Annotated in this window: 15 protein-coding genes; 8 read left to right on the forward strand and 7 right to left on the reverse strand. The window is 34.5% G+C overall.

The features are described from left to right. Positions 1-302: 302 nt before the first annotated feature. Entirely contained in the window at positions 303-1,229 is a 927-nt protein-coding gene (gene mdh / locus FHP04_RS06795) for a malate dehydrogenase (RefSeq protein WP_139855330.1), read from the reverse strand. A gap of 221 nt (positions 1,230-1,450) precedes the next feature. Then, positions 1,451-3,391, reverse strand: coding sequence for a DNA topoisomerase (ATP-hydrolyzing) subunit B (gyrB, locus tag FHP04_RS06800; protein ID WP_139855332.1), 1,941 nt, complete (start codon positions 3,389-3,391; stop codon positions 1,451-1,453). 310 nt (positions 3,392-3,701) lie between these two features. Between gyrB and FHP04_RS06805 the strand changes: the two genes are divergently transcribed. Next, the gene (locus FHP04_RS06805; RefSeq protein ID WP_139855334.1) at positions 3,702-4,244 is read left to right on the forward strand and encodes a DUF2911 domain-containing protein; all 543 of its coding nucleotides are present in this window, start codon (positions 3,702-3,704) and stop codon (positions 4,242-4,244) included. Between the two features lie 82 nt (positions 4,245-4,326). Here the strand turns inward: FHP04_RS06805 and FHP04_RS06810 are convergent, their stop codons facing one another. Continuing rightward, the gene (locus FHP04_RS06810) at positions 4,327-4,956 is read right to left on the reverse strand and encodes a 7-carboxy-7-deazaguanine synthase QueE (RefSeq protein WP_139855336.1); all 630 of its coding nucleotides are present in this window, start codon (positions 4,954-4,956) and stop codon (positions 4,327-4,329) included. A gap of 172 nt (positions 4,957-5,128) precedes the next feature. On the opposite strand from FHP04_RS06810, the gene FHP04_RS06815 reads away from it, so the two are divergent. The 5 genes from FHP04_RS06815 to FHP04_RS06835 all read left to right on the forward strand — a co-directional run bounded on the left by FHP04_RS06815 (position 5,129) and on the right by FHP04_RS06835 (position 9,290). Beyond that, positions 5,129-6,658, forward strand: coding sequence for a helicase HerA-like domain-containing protein (locus FHP04_RS06815; RefSeq protein WP_139855338.1), 1,530 nt, complete (start codon positions 5,129-5,131; stop codon positions 6,656-6,658). A 58-nt stretch (positions 6,659-6,716) separates the two neighbouring features. After that, complete coding sequence (locus tag FHP04_RS06820) at positions 6,717-7,283, forward strand: hypothetical protein (protein WP_139855340.1); 567 nt, start codon at positions 6,717-6,719, stop codon at positions 7,281-7,283. 89 nt (positions 7,284-7,372) lie between these two features. Continuing rightward, positions 7,373-7,558 carry a hypothetical protein gene (locus FHP04_RS06825; protein WP_139855342.1) on the forward strand — a complete coding sequence of 62 codons (186 nt, stop codon included), beginning with the start codon at positions 7,373-7,375 and terminating at the stop codon, positions 7,556-7,558. Positions 7,559-7,708: 150 nt separating this feature from the next. Next, on the forward strand, positions 7,709-8,758 hold the full coding sequence (locus tag FHP04_RS06830; protein WP_139855344.1) for an AI-2E family transporter: 1,050 nt from the start codon (positions 7,709-7,711) through the stop codon (positions 8,756-8,758). Positions 8,759-8,849: 91 nt separating this feature from the next. Further along, positions 8,850-9,290: a YkvA family protein gene (locus tag FHP04_RS06835; RefSeq protein WP_139855346.1), complete on the forward strand. Its 441-nt coding sequence runs from the start codon at positions 8,850-8,852 to the stop codon at positions 9,288-9,290. A 3-nt stretch (positions 9,291-9,293) separates the two neighbouring features. On the opposite strand, the gene FHP04_RS06840 is transcribed toward FHP04_RS06835, so the two are convergent. Both FHP04_RS06840 and ffh read right to left on the reverse strand, forming a co-directional pair. Continuing rightward, entirely contained in the window at positions 9,294-10,175 is an 882-nt protein-coding gene (locus FHP04_RS06840; RefSeq protein ID WP_139855348.1) for a bifunctional 5,10-methylenetetrahydrofolate dehydrogenase/5,10-methenyltetrahydrofolate cyclohydrolase, read from the reverse strand. Positions 10,176-10,436: 261 nt separating this feature from the next. Beyond that, complete coding sequence (gene ffh / locus FHP04_RS06845; RefSeq protein ID WP_139855350.1) at positions 10,437-11,765, reverse strand: signal recognition particle protein; 1,329 nt, start codon at positions 11,763-11,765, stop codon at positions 10,437-10,439. A gap of 268 nt (positions 11,766-12,033) precedes the next feature. Between ffh and nhaA the strand changes: the two genes are divergently transcribed. Then, positions 12,034-13,374, forward strand: coding sequence for a Na+/H+ antiporter NhaA (gene nhaA, locus FHP04_RS06850; protein ID WP_139855352.1), 1,341 nt, complete (start codon positions 12,034-12,036; stop codon positions 13,372-13,374). A 52-nt stretch (positions 13,375-13,426) separates the two neighbouring features. On the opposite strand, the gene FHP04_RS06855 is transcribed toward nhaA, so the two are convergent. Beyond that, positions 13,427-14,533, reverse strand: coding sequence for a sensor histidine kinase (locus FHP04_RS06855; protein ID WP_139855354.1), 1,107 nt, complete (start codon positions 14,531-14,533; stop codon positions 13,427-13,429). After that, positions 14,533-15,312, reverse strand: coding sequence for a LytR/AlgR family response regulator transcription factor (locus FHP04_RS06860; protein ID WP_139855356.1), 780 nt, complete (start codon positions 15,310-15,312; stop codon positions 14,533-14,535). Before FHP04_RS06860 ends, FHP04_RS06855 begins: the two co-directional genes overlap by 1 nt. Positions 15,313-15,666: 354 nt before the next feature. On the opposite strand from FHP04_RS06860, the gene FHP04_RS06865 reads away from it, so the two are divergent. After that, entirely contained in the window at positions 15,667-17,409 is a 1,743-nt protein-coding gene (locus tag FHP04_RS06865; protein ID WP_139855358.1) for an FG-GAP-like repeat-containing protein, read from the forward strand. Positions 17,410-17,547: the final 138 nt, after the last annotated feature.

Consider the following 17,547-nt stretch of genomic DNA (forward strand, 5'->3'; position numbering starts at 1 on the left):
ACACCAGAATAAAAACTAAACCTCAAAAACATCGTTCAACATTTTGAGGTTAAAGGAAAATGAAGATTAACTAAAATAGACCTGTCAGGTTTTCAAAACCTGACAGGTCTATATATTTTCAGACTAGCGAAAACACCTGGAAACGAAGAAATCCCGTAACACAATTTGATGTCTTCCTTTTTGAAAAATCCTAAAACATTATTCATCTTTTGGGATTAAAGGGAATTGAAATAGAGATAAAAAAAGACCTGTCAAGAATTGATTTCCTGACAGGTCTTATATTTTTAAAATAAAACTCGGGTTTACAATTCTAACAAATCGTTAGTTTTACGTACACCTGCAGCACTTTCTTGTATGTGTGCTTTTTCCGCATCGTTTAATTCAATTTCAACGATTTCTTCAACTCCATTACGTCCTAAAATTACTGGAGCACCAATGCAAATATCTTTCAATCCGTATTGACCATCTAGCATAACTGAGCAAGGGAACATTTTCTTTTGGTCGCAAGCAATTGCTTGAACTAAAGCAGAAACCGCAGCTCCTGGAGCATACCATGCTGAAGTACCTAATAATTTTGTAAGTGTAGCACCACCTACTTTAGTATCTTCTTTAACTTGGTTTAATCTTTCTTCAGAAATGAATTTAGACACAGGAACACTGTTTCTTGTAGCCAATCTAGTTAATGGCACCATACCAGTATCGCTATGACCACCAATTACCATTCCATCAACATCACTAATAGGCGCACCTAAAGCTTCAGCCAAACGGTATTTAAAACGAGCGCTATCTAATGCACCTCCCATTCCGATAATTCTGTTTTTAGGCAATCCTGAAGTTTTATGAACTAAATAAGCCATAGTATCCATTGGATTACTAACTACTATAATAATAGTATCAGGAGAATGCTTTACAAGGTTAGAAGAAACATCCTTTACAATTCCAGCATTAATACCAATTAATTCCTCACGAGTCATTCCTGGCTTACGTGGGATACCACTTGTAATTACGCAAATATCACTACCAGCAGTTTTAGAGTAATCGCTAGTTACACCAGTGATTTTAGTGTCAAATCCATTTAAAGAAGCTGTTTGCATAAGGTCCATCGCTTTTCCTTCAGCAAAACCTTCTTTAATGTCTAATAAAACTACTTCACTTGCAAAATCTTTAATAGCAATGTACTCTGCACAACTTGCGCCAACAGCACCTGCTCCTACAACTGTTACTTTCATATCTTTTTAATTAATCATTATGTGGTTATTGTTAATAGTGGTCAAATCGTTAAAGAAAATTATATTTTGACACCTATTTCAAAGCTCATTCTGAACTTGTCACAAAAGTACTATTATCTGCTTAAAATTATGATAACAAACGGTTAAAAACTAGAAAACCCATTCCTAAAAAATTAGGAATGGGTTTTCATTATACTTACAAGATTTTGTAAGCTGACAGATTATGCGTCAATATTCGCATAAATTGCATTTTTCTCAATAAACTCACGTCTTGGTGGAACCTCATCTCCCATTAGCATAGAGAAAACTCTATCTGCTTCTATTCCATTATCAATAGTTACTTGACGAAGCGTTCTAAATTCAGGATTCATAGTTGTATCCCAAAGTTGCTCAGCATTCATCTCCCCTAAACCTTTGTATCGTTGGATTGAAGCGCTACCACCAAACTTCTCGTTTAGTTCGTCACGTTCTTTATCACTCCAAGCGTAATCTTTCTTAGCTCCTTTCTTCACTAAGTAAAGTGGTGGTGTTGCAATATAAACACAACCAGCTTCAACGAGTTCTCTCATATATCGGAAGAAGAATGTAAGAATTAATGTTGCAATGTGGCTACCATCCACATCCGCATCACACATAATTACTACTTTATGATAACGTAATTTTGAAAGGTTAAGCGCTTTACTATCATCTTCAGTTCCGATAGTTACACCTAGAGCCGTGTAAATATTTCTGATTTCTTCGTTTTCAAAAACCTTGTGATGCATCGCTTTTTCAACGTTCAGAATTTTACCTCGAAGCGGAAGAATAGCTTGGAAATCACGATCACGGCCTTGTTTAGCCGTACCACCTGCCGAATCTCCCTCCACAAGGAATACTTCACATTTTGTTGGATCTTGTTCAGCACAATCTGATAACTTTCCTGGTAATCCACCACCGCTCATTACAGTTTTACGCTGTACCATTTCACGAGCTTTTTTAGCTGCGTGACGGGCTTGAGCCGCTAAGATTACTTTTTGAACAATCGTTTTTGCATCGTTTGGATTTTCTTCCAAATAAATTTCAAGCATTTCAGAAACTGCTTGACTCACTGCTGCAGTCACCTCACGGTTCCCTAATTTTGTTTTGGTCTGACCCTCAAACTGAGGTTCCTGTACTTTTACAGAAATAATCGCAGTTAATCCTTCACGGAAATCATCACCTGCAATTTCAAACTTAAGTTTGTCCAACATTCCTGAAGCATCCGCATACTTTTTCAAAGTTCGTGTTAACCCTGCACGGAAACCAGAAAGGTGTGTACCCCCTTCGTGAGTATTAATATTGTTTACATAAGAATGTAAATTCTCACTATAAGAAGTGTTATAAATCATAGCAACTTCAACAGGAATATCATTCTTTTCGCCTTCCATAGCAATCACACCACCAATAATTGGCTCACGATTTCCATCCAAGAAGCGAATAAATTCTTTTAAACCTTCTTCACTGTGGAATTTTTCTGTTTCAAATTCGCCTTTGTCATTTTTATGACGCTTATCTGTAACATAAATAGTTAAACCTCTATTTAGAAAAGCAAGCTCGCGCATTCTACTTGCAAGCGTATCATAACTATACTCAAGTGTTTGTTTGAATATATCTCCATCAGGTTTAAAGGTAACAATTGTACCACGTTGATCTGTTTCACCAACAACCTTAACAGGGTGCATTGCTTTTCCACGCTCATAAGACTGCTCGTAAATTTTACCATCGCGATAAACAGTTGCAGTTAACTTTTCAGCCAGTGCGTTTACAACAGAAACCCCAACTCCGTGAAGTCCTCCTGACACTTTATAAGAATCTTTATCGAATTTACCTCCAGCTCCAATTTTGGTCATTACAACCTCAAGTGCTGAAACTCCTTCTTTTTTATGGATATCTACTGGAATTCCACGTCCGTTATCCTCAACAGATATCGAATTATCTTCATTAATAATAACTTTTATCGTATCGCAATAGCCTCCCATTGCTTCATCAATGGAGTTATCAACCACCTCGTAAACCAAGTGGTGCAACCCTCGAACACCTACGTCCCCTATATACATCGATGGACGCATGCGCACGTGCTCCATTCCCTCTAACGCTTGAATCTGGTCGGCGCCGTAGCTACCTTTTTTCTGTTCTTCGCTCATATAATTATTTGAATGATTTTCAGTTTTTTTCGTAATGAACAAATATAACGAAATCCCCAATAAAATCAGGGGTTTACGCTAAATATATACGCTAAGTTATTAACAAATAACTGTGAAAAAACATTGTTTTTTAAATCACAATATTAAGTTTTGAATTTACCCCTAAAAATTAAACACTATTTCGGCATTATTTTACGTTTAAAACTATAATCATATTGAAAATCCGCATTTTAAACATACTTTTTATATATTATATGAAACAAATTTTTAATTCAATCGTCTAAACAGTAAGAATTCTGAAAATCAATACATGAAAAAATCACTCTTCATATTTTTTATCACCCTAACGGCATTTGGTTTTCAAAATTTAAATGCCCAAAGCTTCCCTAACCGGGATGCCTCACCAATGGACTTGGCAATTGCTAGACCATCTAAAAATGCGCCTCCGTTAGCAAGAGTTATATACAGTAGGCCAGAAAAAAACGGTAGAGATATTTTTGGAGGGCTAGTGCCTTATAATGAAGTTTGGCGTACAGGAGCAAATGAAGCAACAGAACTCACTACATACGAACCACTGATGTTCGGAAAGACTTTACTTCAACCTGGCTCATACACTCTTTATACAATTCCTAATACCGATAGTTGGACTATTATAATTAATAGCGAAACAAATGCTTGGGGTGCTTTTAACTACCAAAAAGAAAAAGATGTTGCACGAATTGAAGTTCCCTGTGTACAAGCTGTTGCTCCAATAGAGACACTTTCAATGATTTTTAAAACAGACAACAAAGGCACCACTCTACTTATAGGCTGGGATGATCATTATGTTGAGATTCCTTTTAAAAGGATTTAACCAACGCTTAATACAATATAAAAAAGCGCCAAATTTCATAATTGATATTGAAAATTGGCGCTTTACATTTATAAAATAAACCTTATGGAATATTTAAATATTTATGCGTTTGAAGTGAAACTTTCCACTGTGGATTCTGCATAACGTAATCCACAATTAATGGACTCATTTTTTCACGTTTACTCCACTCTGGTTGTAAGTAAAGAATACAATCTTTATTTACCTTAGCTGCTTGTTCTTCAGCAAATCTGAAATCATCTTTATTAAAGACAATTACTTTCAATTCGTTTGCTTTCTCATAAACCTCTTCAGTAGGCAACTTCAATTTTTTCGGTGAAAGGCAAATCCAATCCCAAGTTCCTGTGAGCTTATACGCCCCAGAAGTTTCAATGTGAATTTGCATCTCTCTTTGCTTTAACATTTCGGTTAATGGCCCCATATCCCATGTAAGCGGCTCTCCACCCGTTATCACAATAGTTTTTGAATATTTATCTGCATTTTCAACAATTGTTTCAATTGCTGTTGGCGGGTGTAAATCTGCATTCCAACTTTCCTTAACATCACACCAATGGCAACCAACATCGCAACCACCAACTCTTATAAAATAAGCAGCAGTTCCCTTGTGAAATCCTTCACCTTGAATAGTGTAGAATTCCTCCATTAAAGGAAGCATAACTCCCTTATTAACCAAATTTTGTATTTCCTTTTTCATCGCTGCAAAAATACTTTATTTGTTAGCAAAAACCCTAAAAACCAAAAATTAAAAACTTGAATTTACTAATATGAATAAATTTTAAAAGATTTTTTGAAATTTTGCACTTGGAACTAGGTGCTTTAAATGATTTGGCGCTTATATTTCTTACATTTGAACAAAATTTATGAAGATGGATAGAAAGCAAGCTTTTATAGATAGCATTAACTCTGGATACCAGACCAAAGGTGACTTTATAAACCTAGGTTCAGCGATGCTGGACGGAGAAACTATTAAAGATACTTTTATAAAAATCCCATTAAAAACACTTAACCGTCACGGGCTTATAGCTGGAGCGACGGGAACAGGAAAAACAAAAACACTTCAAATTCTCGCAGAAAATCTTTCTGAAAAAGGAATTCCTGTTTTGCTAATGGATGTTAAAGGTGATTTAAGTGGGATTGCACAACCAGGAGAAAATAATGCTAAAATTGAAGAACGCCATAATGCAATTGGCTTTCCCTACGAAGCAAAACAATTTCCTGCTGAAATTCTTTCTCTTTCAGACCAAGAAGGAGTGCGTCTACGAGCAACCGTAAGCGAATTTGGCCCTGTTTTACTATCGAGAATTTTAGACTTAACCGATACTCAGTCGGGGATTGTTTCAGTTATATTTAAGTACTGCGACGATCATAAAATGCCTCTTCTTGATTTAGAAGACTTCAAAAAAATACTGCAATACACCACCGAAGAAGGTAAAGATGAATTTAGCCAAGAGTACGGAAGAATTTCAACCGCCTCAACTGGAGCTATTCTTCGTAAAGTAATTGAACTTGAACAACAAGGAGCCGATTTGTTTTTTGGTGAAAAATCATTCGACCCACAAGATTTACTTCGTATAGATGAAAATGGTATGGGATATATCAACATTATTAGGTTGACTGATATTCAAGATCGCCCAAAATTATTTTCAACGTTTATGCTTAGTCTTCTGGCTGAAATATATGCTACATTCCCGGAACAAGGAGATAGCGGAAGACCAGAGTTAGTTATTTTTATAGATGAAGCACACTTAATTTTTAAAGAAGCAAGTAGCGCCTTACTTAATCAAATTGAAAGTATTGTTAAGTTAATTCGATCAAAAGGTGTTGGACTTTACTTCGTAACTCAAAATCCTACCGATGTACCAGACGCAGTTTTGGGTCAATTAGGATTGAAAATTCAACACGCACTTCGAGCTTTCACTGCAAAAGATAGAAAAGCTATAAAATTAACTGCTGAAAACTATCCACTTTCTGATTATTATAAAACCGATGAAGTTTTAACGGCCTTAGGAATTGGAGAAGCTTTAGTGAGTGCTTTAAATGAAAAAGGAATCCCTACTCCACTTGCGCGTACAATGCTTCGTGCTCCAATGAGTAGAATGGATATCCTTTCTGATGATGAATTAAAGAGTTTGCTGAAGAAGTCAAAACTCATCCCCAAATACAACGAAGTAATAAACAGGGAGAGTGCATACGAAATGTTGACCGAGAAAATAGAAATCGCCAACAGAGAAGAGGCAAAAGCAAAAGCAGAAAAAGAAAAGGAAGCTGCAAATAAATCTAGCAGCAGACGTTCTTCATCAAGAAGAAGTAGCTCTACAAACCCTTGGATTAAAACAATATCTAGCCCAACTGTAATAAGAAGTGTACTAGGAATTTTAAGTAAAATGATGAAATAACATCCCTTATAGGATTAAATATTAAAACAACTTATAAACCAGAATAACAAAAAAATAAATGAAAAAGACGTTAATTTTAGGTGCTGTAGCGGCATTATTATTTGTACAATGTAAAGAAGAGAAGGATCCTTACACAATTAATAAAGGAGTTATTGGGAGTTTGACAAGTGAAATTAAAATCAAGCAGATTGATTCAATTTTCGCAAATGATTCTATTGTAAAAATAAGCTCTTCTCCTAATGCTTTAGAAACTCAAGGAGAAGTAGAAATATATGAAAAGGGAGGAAAGAAATTAATGCTACTTTCACCTAAAAATGAATCTGACCCTAATTCACCAATAACTAATATTCAGGTTTTCGATTCACGTTTTAAAACAGACAAAGGATTAAATTCTGCAAGTAAGTTTAAAGATGTAAAAGCCAACTATACTGTTGAAAACATCCAAACTACCATTAATTCAATCGTTGTTTTCCTAAAAGATACCGACGTATATCTTACAATCGATAAAAAACATCTTCCTGAAGAATTGAGATACGATCCAGAAGTTAAAGTAGAAGCAACTCAAATACCAGATGATGCGCCTTTCAAATACTTTATGATTGGATGGGAACCAACTGCAGAGTAATTTATAGCTGCAAAGGTTTTGTTAAGATTCATTAAGTATTGTTTTGTTTCCTTTAATTTTAATCCGATTAACTATTAAAAAACTGAATTATGATTAAAATTTTAGGTTTTATTTTAACAATAGCAGGAGGTATTGCTCTAGTGATGGGTGTTCTTGGAGCCTTTGGCAGTCTTAATGTTGGCATGAGCCCTTGGGCCCTTATAATACTAGGAGTAGTATTCTTTCTTGCTGGAATTGGTCTTTTAAAAAACCGAAAAGATACCGATCAAACTTAAATAATAAACCTCTTGGTCATCAAGAGGTTTTCTTTTAAAACACTCCTTCTACCCAATTAATCTCTCTATATTAGTTTACAAATTCAAAATTGTAAATAAATTTAAAGTGATTAGTCTAAGCTTTAACAACCAATCCTAAGTATTTGAATAATGAAAGAAATACCGCCACAAATAATCAGACAAGTTTTCGTGATTTTACTCATTCTTTTAATGGGTACTCTTATTTTTCGTGAACTTTTACCATACCTCACAGGCGTTTTGGGAGCAATTACTATTTATGTACTTATGCGTAAATGGATGGTTAAATTGGTTAAAAAGAAAAAATGGAATCCATCATTAGCCGCTACTTTCTTAATGGTAATATCCTTTGTTGGGATTTTGATTCCCATATCGGGAATTATCTGGATGCTAACTAATAAAATAGGAAAAGCAGCGGAAAATTCAGCAGATGTAATCAACGCCCTTAAAAACCAATTAAAGGATGTAGAAGAGAGATTAGGTTACGATTTTGTTTCAAACATAGATACTTCGGCAATTACCGGATGGCTTACCGAAAACCTACAAGGGTTTGCAGGGGGTACTTTCAATGCTTTTATAGCAATTGGACTTATGTACTTTATCCTCTTTTATATGTTTACTAACCGTAGAGATTTAAAAGAATCTTTAAAGGATTATATCCCGATGGATCGTGACAACATTAAGGAAATTGGAAAAGAGATTCAGGCTATGGTACGCTCGAACGCCTTAGGCATCCCCTTGGTTGCTGTAGCACAAGGGATAGTTGCTTTAATAGGATTTCTAATCTTTGGAATTGAAGATCCCTTTTTCTGGTTCGTTATTGTAACTATCGGAAGCATGATTCCTTTCGTTGGTACTTTAGTTGGTATTTTACCCGTGTTTGTACTCACTCTTTCATCTGGAGACAACTTTCAAGCTTGGGGTATTCTTATTTATGGATTTGTAGTAGTAGGTTCTACAGACAACATTATTAGACTTTATGTTCTTAAAAAACTAGATGATGTACATCCCTTAGTTACCTTAATAGGAGTTATAGTTGGAGTACCACTCTTTGGGTTTATTGGACTAATTTTTGGCCCTCTCTTAATTAGCTTATTTATGGTGATTGTTAAGATTTACAGAAAAGAATACGGGAAGTTAGATATGGCTTCAAAGCAAACTGAAGAACCGCGAGAACTATAGGGTTTAATTAATTTTCTCAATTCCTGATTTTTATAACAAAATTTTAAAACTTTCAACCTCAGCAATATTGTATCTTTAAAAGAAAAAATTTATGTCATTTAAAGGAATATTTTCAAAAAAGAACTTCAATCCAGGGAATCGAGATTCAGGTGTTACTGAAGATTATTTAGAGGAGGAAGTGGCTAAAATTAACGATGACGATGTTGAGATCGTTCTTCAAAACGAAGAAGAAATAAACAAGAAATTTAGCGGAGCTAATTCCTTATCAAAATACGCCGAACTAGGAAAAATTATGATAGGAATGCTTAAAGATATTAAGAACAGAGTCTACCCTGAAATCCCGTGGTTTACTATCGCAACAATCGTATTGGCTTTACTATATGTTCTTAACCCTTTTGATATTATTCCAGATTTTATACCAGGAATAGGGTATATAGATGATGTTTCAGTACTAGCTATAGGAACAGGTTGGATTGAAAGTGACCTACACAAATATCTCGATTGGAAAATAAAAGAAGGCAAAGGCCTTTAAGCCTTAATTATGCCTTCTTCGTTCTCTTGCTAACAATGTGTTTTTAAGCAGCATTGCAATAGTCATTGGCCCAACTCCACCAGGAACAGGTGTAATAAATGATGCTTTTTTGCTTACATTTTCAAAATCTACATCACCTGTAATCACATAACCTTTTGGTTTGCTTGGGTCTTCTACTCTTGTAATTCCCACGTCTATAATTACAGCGTCATCTTTAACCATTTCAGCTTTTAGGAAGTTAGGAACTCCAAGTGCTGAAATAATAATATCTGCTTGGGTGGTAATTTGAGAAATGTTTTTTGTATTACTGTGTGTTAGGGTAACAGTACTATTTCCTGGCCAACCTTTACGGCTCATTAAAATACTCATAGGACGCCCTACAATATGGCTTCTTCCTATAACGACAGTGTGTTTACCTTTGGTATCAACTTTATAACGTTGAAGTAATTCAAGTATTCCAAATGGCGTAGCTGGAATAAATGTACTCATATCCAAAGCCATTTTTCCAAAGTTTTCAGGATGGAAACCATCTACATCTTTTGAAGGATCTACCGTAAGTAATACTTTTTGTGTATCAATTTGTGGAGGTAATGGAAGTTGAACTATAAATCCGTCGATATTATCGTCTTCATTTAATTCCTTAATTTTTTTCAACAACTCTAGCTCACTCGTTGTTTCAGGCATTTGCACTAGTGTAGATTCAAAACCAACACGTTCACAGGCTTTAACCTTACTGCCAACGTAAGTAAGACTCGCACCATCATTTCCTACAATGATTGCAGCTAGATGTGGAACTTTTTCGTTTTTTGCCTTCATCTTTTCAACTTCGGCAGCAATCTCATTTTTAATATCGTTACTTACTTTTTTTCCGTCTAGAATAGTCATGGTTGAATTTAATGTGTTCAGCGGCTGTTGCTGTTAGTTGTAAACCACACTCCAACTTTGCCTGGTTATCAAAAAAATATAATTATATACTTACTTAATTTTTCACTTTTAGCTTTAAAGCTGTTTTTATCTTTAAAAATTTTAGACATCTACATTATTTGCAATGGCTATAAAAAAACAGTAAAAAAAAATTAGCAAAGCGATAAATAAACAATCGGAAAACTTTTAAAAAAGTAGTTCTTTCTGAAAATTTTTGAAGGTTTAACGCATTTTACTCATAGCTTGCATCATCTTTCTTCCGCCGCCACCTTGCATCATTTTCATCATTTTGCTCATCTGATCAAACTGCTTTAGCAATTGATTTACTTGCTGAACACTAGTTCCACTACCTTTAGCTATGCGCTTTTTCCTACTTCCATTAATCACAGACGGCTGAGATCTTTCAGTTGGTGTCATTGAATGAATAATAGCTTCAATTCCTTTAAAAGCATCGTCATCAATATCAACATCTTTTAGGGCCTTCCCAGCTCCAGGAATCATCCCTACAAGATCCTTCATACTACCCATTTTCTTAACCTGTTGAATTTGGTTAAGGAAATCGTCAAAACCAAATTGGTTTTTAGCAATTTTCTTCTGAAGTTTTCTTGCTTCTTCTTCGTCAAATTGTTCTTGTGCTCTTTCAACTAAGGAAACAACGTCTCCCATCCCCAAGATACGATCTGCCATACGTTCCGGGTGGAAAACATCGATGGCATCCATCTTTTCACCAGTACCAATAAATTTAATTGGTTTATTTACAACACTCTTAATAGAGATGGCAGCACCTCCACGAGTATCACCATCTAATTTAGTAAGTACAACCCCATCAAAGTTTAACCTTTCGTTAAAAGCTTTAGCTGTATTTACAGCATCTTGACCTGTCATGGCATCAACAACGAAAAGGGTTTCCTGAGGATTTATTGCTTGGTGAACATTCGCGATTTCTGTCATCATCGCTTCATCTATAGCCAAACGTCCAGCAGTATCGACAATAACAACATTAAATCCGTTTGTCTTAGCATGTTCAATTGCGTTTTGCGCTATTTGAACAGGGTTTTTATTTTCAGGTTCACTATAAACCTCAACACCTATTTGGTCTCCAACTACGTGCAACTGATTAATTGCTGCAGGACGATAAACATCACAGGCAACCAATAGTGGTTTCTTAGTCTTTTTAGTTTTTAAGAAATTAGCAAGTTTTCCAGAGAATGTGGTTTTACCACTACCCTGAAGACCAGACATTAAGATAACAGTAGGCGCACCACTTAAGTTAATACCAGCAGTTTCACCACCCATCAATTGAGTAAGTTCGTCTTTTACCAACTTAACCATCAATTGACCAGGTTGAAGTGTAGTAAGTACGTCTTGACCTAATGCTTTTTCTTTTACTGTATTGGTAAACTCCTTAGCAGTTTTAAAGTTAACGTCGGCATCCAAAAGAGCGCGACGCACTTCTTTTAAAGTTTCTGCTACGTTTACTTCGGTAATACTACCGTGACCTTTTAATACGTGTAACGCTTTGTCCAGCTTATCGCTTAAATTATCGAACATATTCTTGCTTTCTTTATATTATTAACTCTTTAGCTAAAGCTATTGAATTGGAGTGCAAAGATAACACTATGGAAGGGAGTATCAAAAAAGTACACTGTATTATATGTGCCTTAAACTAGGTTTTTTACTAATTTTAAATATATTCGTGTTGTGGGGTTGTACTTAAAAAAATCATAATTTTTTCATAAATCGATTTAAAGCACCCTTCTACACATAACAAAACCACCTCGAATTTGGTATATTGCCCCCTTTACATAAGAAATAGAATATGAAAGAAGCTATACTCTCCCCTTTTCAAAAGTTTGTTAAACTCCAAAGTGCTACTGGTATCCTATTACTAGCTACTACTATAATTGCTTTAGTTTGGGCAAATAGTCCCTTTGCAGATAGTTACTCATCACTTTGGGAATATGAATTGGGTATAGTTACCGATAATTTTGAATTGAAAAAACCCTTGCTACTTTGGGTTAATGATGGGCTTATGGCCATTTTCTTTTTCTTGATTGGTCTTGAGATTAAAAGGGAGTTTTTAATTGGGGAACTTAATTCCACCAAAAAAGTTATGTTCCCTTTGTTTGGGGCACTGGGAGGAATTGTATTGCCCGTATTACTGTTTATTTTAATAAACCAAAACCCCGAAACCCTTAAAGGTTGGGGAATTCCTATGGCTACCGATATTGCTTTTTCATTGGCAATTTTAAAAGTTCTTGGTGACCGTGTTCCCTTAAGTTTAAAGATTTTTTTAACCGCATTTGCTATTGTAGACGACTTAGGTGCTGTACTTGTAATTGCTATCTTCTATAGCGGTAGTTTAGACCTTGTGTTATTGGGATCTGCACTTGCATTTTTGGCCTTCGTTTATTTCATTAGCTACAAAGGTTTTTACTCTAAGTATTTAACTATGCTCTTTGGATTCATAGTTTGGTTGCTGTTCCTAAAAGCTGGATTACACCCAACTTTAGCGGGTATTTTAATGGCTTTTGCCGTACCAGTTCGTCAAAAAATTAGCACGCACGAATTCTCTCATCAACTTGAAGGAATTGTAAATTCTATAAAACAAAGCACCATTCTTCAGAAACCAGTACTTTCAGCTGAACAGCTAGTACTGATTGACGACTTAGAGGATTGGGCAGACAAGTACCGATCACCTTTACAGGCTTTAGAACACGAACTTCACAATGTGGTTGCATTTATTGTAATTCCAATTTTTGCTCTTGCAAATGCTGGAGTGGCACTTTCTAGTGAATCTGGACTTGAGAACACCTTGGTTATAAATATTATTATATGCTTAATTCTAGGGAAGAGTATAGGAATATCAACGACAATCTTTTTAGCTAGAAAGTTTAAAATTATCACTGTACCTAGCGATATTACAAACAAGCAAATAATTGGAGTATCTTTCTTAGCAGGTATCGGATTTACAATGGCTATTTTTATCGCCAGCTTGGCATTCAATACACATCCTGAGTATATAGATTCTGCTAAAATAGGAATCCTTATTGGCTCATTCCTTTCAGCTATTATTGGCTATGGATTACTTTACTACAAATCCCATAAAGGGCAGTTTAATCACAATCCAAACGTTGTGAAAACAACAGACGAAAATTAAACTTAAGGTCGAGCCTAAAGCGTTGAAAATAAAATTTGCGCTCGATTCTTAATTATACATTTAAAGGAATTCTCATAAAAGTGACGACCGTGTTGTCACTTTTATTGTTTTCCACAAAAAACTCTATTTCGTTTCCGTATAGCGTATTTAGTCTATCTTGAGTGTTTTTTAGACCAGTTCCTTTATGTAACAAAGCTTTAAAAGAATCTGTAAGTGGCTCACCATTATTTTTGATTTCAATAAAAAGATAATCAGTATTCTTATAAATTTTCAATTTTACTTTTATCTCGGTATTATTATAACCATAACCGTGCTTTATTGCATTTTCGAAAATAGGTTGTAAAAGCATATGGGGCACAAGTACATCTTGCACATCGCTATTAATATCCTTCTCCACCAATAGATGATCTGAAAATCTGATGGAAATAATTTCAATATACTTATCCAAAAGAGCGAGTTCTCTGTGAAGAGGTATCAAATTCTCATCTTTATAATCCAATATATCTCTAAAAAGATCTCCGAAATCAGCTATTAGGTTCTGAGCTTTTTCTTTGTCAATTTCTATTAATGCTGAAATACTATTAAGGGTGTTAAAAATAAAGTGAGGGTGTAGTTGCGCCTTCAACATATTGAGTTTGGCTGTTGCCAAATGCGTTTCCACCTGTGCTTTTTGGATTTCGATATTGCGAACTTTTTTAATGTAATAATAGACGTTTATTATTCCTATCATAGCAAAGTAAACTAGAAAGTTCACTTCTACTACTGAAACAAAATAATCAAAAGACAGATATCGTGATGCTTCAGAAAAAGAGGTTTCTCCAATTAATAATGATATTACAGCAGTCATAAAAAAGATGAAGTACCCAATAAAAAAAGAAAAGAAAACATGCACCCAAATAATCTTCTTCCATCCCTTAGCGCCCCATTTCTCGAACATCAACTTTGTTAATATGCTAATAAAAGTCATAAACAATATAACCACAACCCAATCTATAAGAACACCGTAGTTAAAAAGTTTCCCCCAACTTAGTGGACCATAACTAGTTGTACCTATAATTTTCCAATAGCTTTTTTTTAATTGTACCAATAGCACAACTATGGTATAAAAAAGGGCTAGGTATTTAAGGAGATTAATATCGATGTGTTTTTTTAATCCCATTACACTCCCATGTTTTTTAATAGGTCCTTACGATAGCTTTTACTAACTCTAAAAAGTGAAGCGTCCTTCATTAGCACATCAATTTCACCAAAATTTGAATGTATTACTTTATCTAAGAAATGAGTATTTATTATAGTAGAACGGTGAATTCTAATCATTTGATTACTATTCATTTTACTCATCAAGTTTTGAAGAGAATCCCGAAGAACATGTTTTTTCTGCGCCGTACAAATTTCAACATAGCTTCCTGAAGCTAATATATATTGAATATCTGAATAATTAATAAAGGACACGGTATTGCCAATTTTTATCGGAAATTTATCCTTTAAAATATTCTTACTTTTTTGAGAACCTTCATTATCAATATATTGAAAGAGTTTTTTGAATTTGTCTTCCAAGCTGTTTTCGGTTTCTTTAAAAAATTGCTGTTTTGCTCTAGCTACAGCTTGCTGAAACCGTTCTTTTTTAAATGGTTTAAGTAAATAATCTAAAGCGAAAGCATCAAAAGCTTTTACCGCATACGCATCAAAAGCTGTGACAAAAATGACCATCGGTTTTTTTTCAGTTTTTAAATTCTTTAAAACATCAAAACCATTCATATCCTTCATTTGAATATCTAAAAAAATAATATCTGGCTGTAATTCTTCTATATTTAAAATTGCCTCCTTACCTGTTTTGCACTGCCCGAGAAGTTTTAAAACGTTCTCCTCCTCTACCAATGAAAGTAATCGCTTTCTAGCTAATGGTTCATCATCTATTATTAAGCAGCTAATTTTCATGCGATAAGGTAGTTTTAAAATTCTATAGAAATTTTACAAAGTAAATGTAGTAAAACCTAGTTGTTATTTTAGTTGAATAAATTATTTCCACACTCAAAATTCTATACTTAAAACTCATATTTGGTTCATCTACATCAAATATTAAGCGATTCACATCATAATATGAAAGTGCAAAAATCTTAAGCTATCATAAGATTTCAATATGTGTCACTTAAGTTTTTAAAACAGATTGAAGGTGGTTCAAAACAATTTTCTTCTGTTCACAACAAACACTTAATAGGCAAGGCTAATAAAAATTAATTTCACACCTGTAAAGTACTTGCACAATCTAAAAACTTAAAAAACCAAGCTGTTATGATTAAAACTATTATACCTTTTAGCTTTTGCTTCATTGCATTAATTTCAGAATACACCAATGCCCAATCTTTTGAAGAGACAACTCTGGACGATATTACTACAACTCCATCTGCTTCGCGAAGTGCTAACTTTGTTGATGTAAATGGAGATGGTTGGGACGACATTTTCTTTACCAACGGCCCTGCATCAGGTCAAAACAATATGCTGTACATAAATAATGGTAACGGCACTTTTACCACGGTTACAACAGACGACATAGTTTTAGACAACGACCGTTCAGATGGCGCGAGTTTCGCCGATGTTGATAATGATGGAGATTTGGATGCTTTGGTAGTAACCTATGGTAGAAATGGTGTTGGAAAGAAAAATTATTTCTATAGAAACAATGGCGATGGCACATTTAACTATGAACCGAGTAACGCTATTGGAGCGCCTTTAACCTACTCTGAAATGGCAAATTGGATAGACCTCAACAACGACCAATATATGGATGCCTATATTACAAACAGTATAGTTTCTACCAGAAACCTATACTTCGAAAATCAAGGTGATGGATCTTTTGAAGCGGTAACTGGTCTATCGATTACTAATGAAACTCTTGCTTCCCGCTCAATTAATTGGATTGATTATGATGGTGATGGCGACAGTGACGTATTTATAACCAATGAAAACAATTCTACAAATTCGCTATACAGAAATGATGGACCTAACAACTTCACACAAATCAATAATTTATCTATCACTCAAAACGGAAAAAACTCTGCTGGAAGCTCTTGGGCAGATGTAGATAATGATGGTGATTTCGACTTATTTGTTGTTAACTGGAACGGACAAGCAAACCAGTTATTTATCAATGAAAATGGCACTTTTATAGAACAAGTAAATTCTGAAATCGCTTCGGAAATTGGAAGTTCGTTTGGCTCTGCCTTCGCCGATGTTGATAATGATGGTGATTTAGATTTGCTTGTTTGCAATGCATATTTTACCGGACAAACTACAAATTCACTTTATATAAACGATGGTTTTGGAAATTTCACAAAAGATACAACTAGCAGTTTAGCCAACCACCAAGGAAATACTTTTGGTTGTGCTTTTGGAGACTACAATAATGACGGTTGGCTAGATGTTATTTTAGCAAACACCCTAAACGAAAACCAAAGCAATTCATTATTTAAAAATACTGGAAGTGGAAATAATTGGATTAAAATTAAATGTGTTGGAAATCCGTCTAACGGTTCAGCCATAGGTGCAAAGGTTAAAGTAAAAGCTACGATTAATGGAAATGAAATTTGGCAGATGCGTCAAATTGAAGCTGCAAGTGGATATTGTAGTCAAAATAGTTACACCAATCATTTTGGATTGGGTGATGCTACTAATATTTCTGAAATAATCATAGAATGGCCTTCAGGCGCAGTACAAACTTTTAGTGATATTAATAAAAACAAGACTTACGAAGTAGTTGAAGGAAACGATATACAATTGAGTACAAACACTCAAAATACTCTGGACTACGTAGTTTTTCCAGTGCCTGCAGATGATGTTTTAATAATACACTTCCCTATTAACACATTGAAATCGACAATCTCAATTTTTGATATAAACGGTAGAAAAGTAAAAAGTGAAATCAATAATAATCAGACTTCTACAGCTATTGAAGTAAGTGATTTAAGTGCAGGCGAATACGTTCTAAAAATATCAAATGAAGATAAAATTACATCGCAAAAAATAATTATTAAATAGAAATTTTCATTCTTCTATTTTTCTAAGCGTAAAGACGTGTAAGATTTCCTTAGCGAAATTCTACACGTTTCTTGGTTTATTAGAAATTCACTTTGCCAAATTTATTATAAAAATTAAATGTATTAATAATTTTTTCAT

Source organism: Aequorivita sinensis, assembly GCF_006346335.1.
GTDB classification, from domain to species: Bacteria; Bacteroidota; Bacteroidia; order Flavobacteriales; family Flavobacteriaceae; genus Aequorivita; species Aequorivita sinensis.

Excerpts from the sequence above, each read along its gene's own strand:
- FHP04_RS06860 (WP_139855356.1), bottom strand. The coding sequence starts at position 15,312 with ATGAAAATTAGCTGCTTAATAATAGATGATGAACCATTAGCTAGAAAG.
- FHP04_RS06855 (WP_139855354.1), bottom strand. The coding sequence starts at position 14,533 with ATGGGATTAAAAAAACACATCGATATTAATCTCCTTAAATACCTAGCC.
- FHP04_RS06835 (WP_139855346.1), top strand. The coding sequence starts at position 8,850 with ATGTCATTTAAAGGAATATTTTCAAAAAAGAACTTCAATCCAGGGAAT.
- nhaA (WP_139855352.1), top strand. The coding sequence starts at position 12,034 with ATGAAAGAAGCTATACTCTCCCCTTTTCAAAAGTTTGTTAAACTCCAA.
- FHP04_RS06865 (WP_139855358.1), top strand. The coding sequence starts at position 15,667 with ATGATTAAAACTATTATACCTTTTAGCTTTTGCTTCATTGCATTAATT.
- FHP04_RS06820 (WP_139855340.1), top strand. The coding sequence starts at position 6,717 with ATGAAAAAGACGTTAATTTTAGGTGCTGTAGCGGCATTATTATTTGTA.
- gyrB (WP_139855332.1), bottom strand. The coding sequence starts at position 3,391 with ATGAGCGAAGAACAGAAAAAAGGTAGCTACGGCGCCGACCAGATTCAA.
- FHP04_RS06840 (WP_139855348.1), bottom strand. The coding sequence starts at position 10,175 with ATGACTATTCTAGACGGAAAAAAAGTAAGTAACGATATTAAAAATGAG.
- FHP04_RS06805 (WP_139855334.1), top strand. The coding sequence starts at position 3,702 with ATGAAAAAATCACTCTTCATATTTTTTATCACCCTAACGGCATTTGGT.
- FHP04_RS06825 (WP_139855342.1), top strand. The coding sequence starts at position 7,373 with ATGATTAAAATTTTAGGTTTTATTTTAACAATAGCAGGAGGTATTGCT.
- mdh (WP_139855330.1), bottom strand. The coding sequence starts at position 1,229 with ATGAAAGTAACAGTTGTAGGAGCAGGTGCTGTTGGCGCAAGTTGTGCA.
- ffh (WP_139855350.1), bottom strand. The coding sequence starts at position 11,765 with ATGTTCGATAATTTAAGCGATAAGCTGGACAAAGCGTTACACGTATTA.
- FHP04_RS06830 (WP_139855344.1), top strand. The coding sequence starts at position 7,709 with ATGAAAGAAATACCGCCACAAATAATCAGACAAGTTTTCGTGATTTTA.
- FHP04_RS06810 (WP_139855336.1), bottom strand. The coding sequence starts at position 4,956 with ATGAAAAAGGAAATACAAAATTTGGTTAATAAGGGAGTTATGCTTCCT.
- FHP04_RS06815 (WP_139855338.1), top strand. The coding sequence starts at position 5,129 with ATGGATAGAAAGCAAGCTTTTATAGATAGCATTAACTCTGGATACCAG.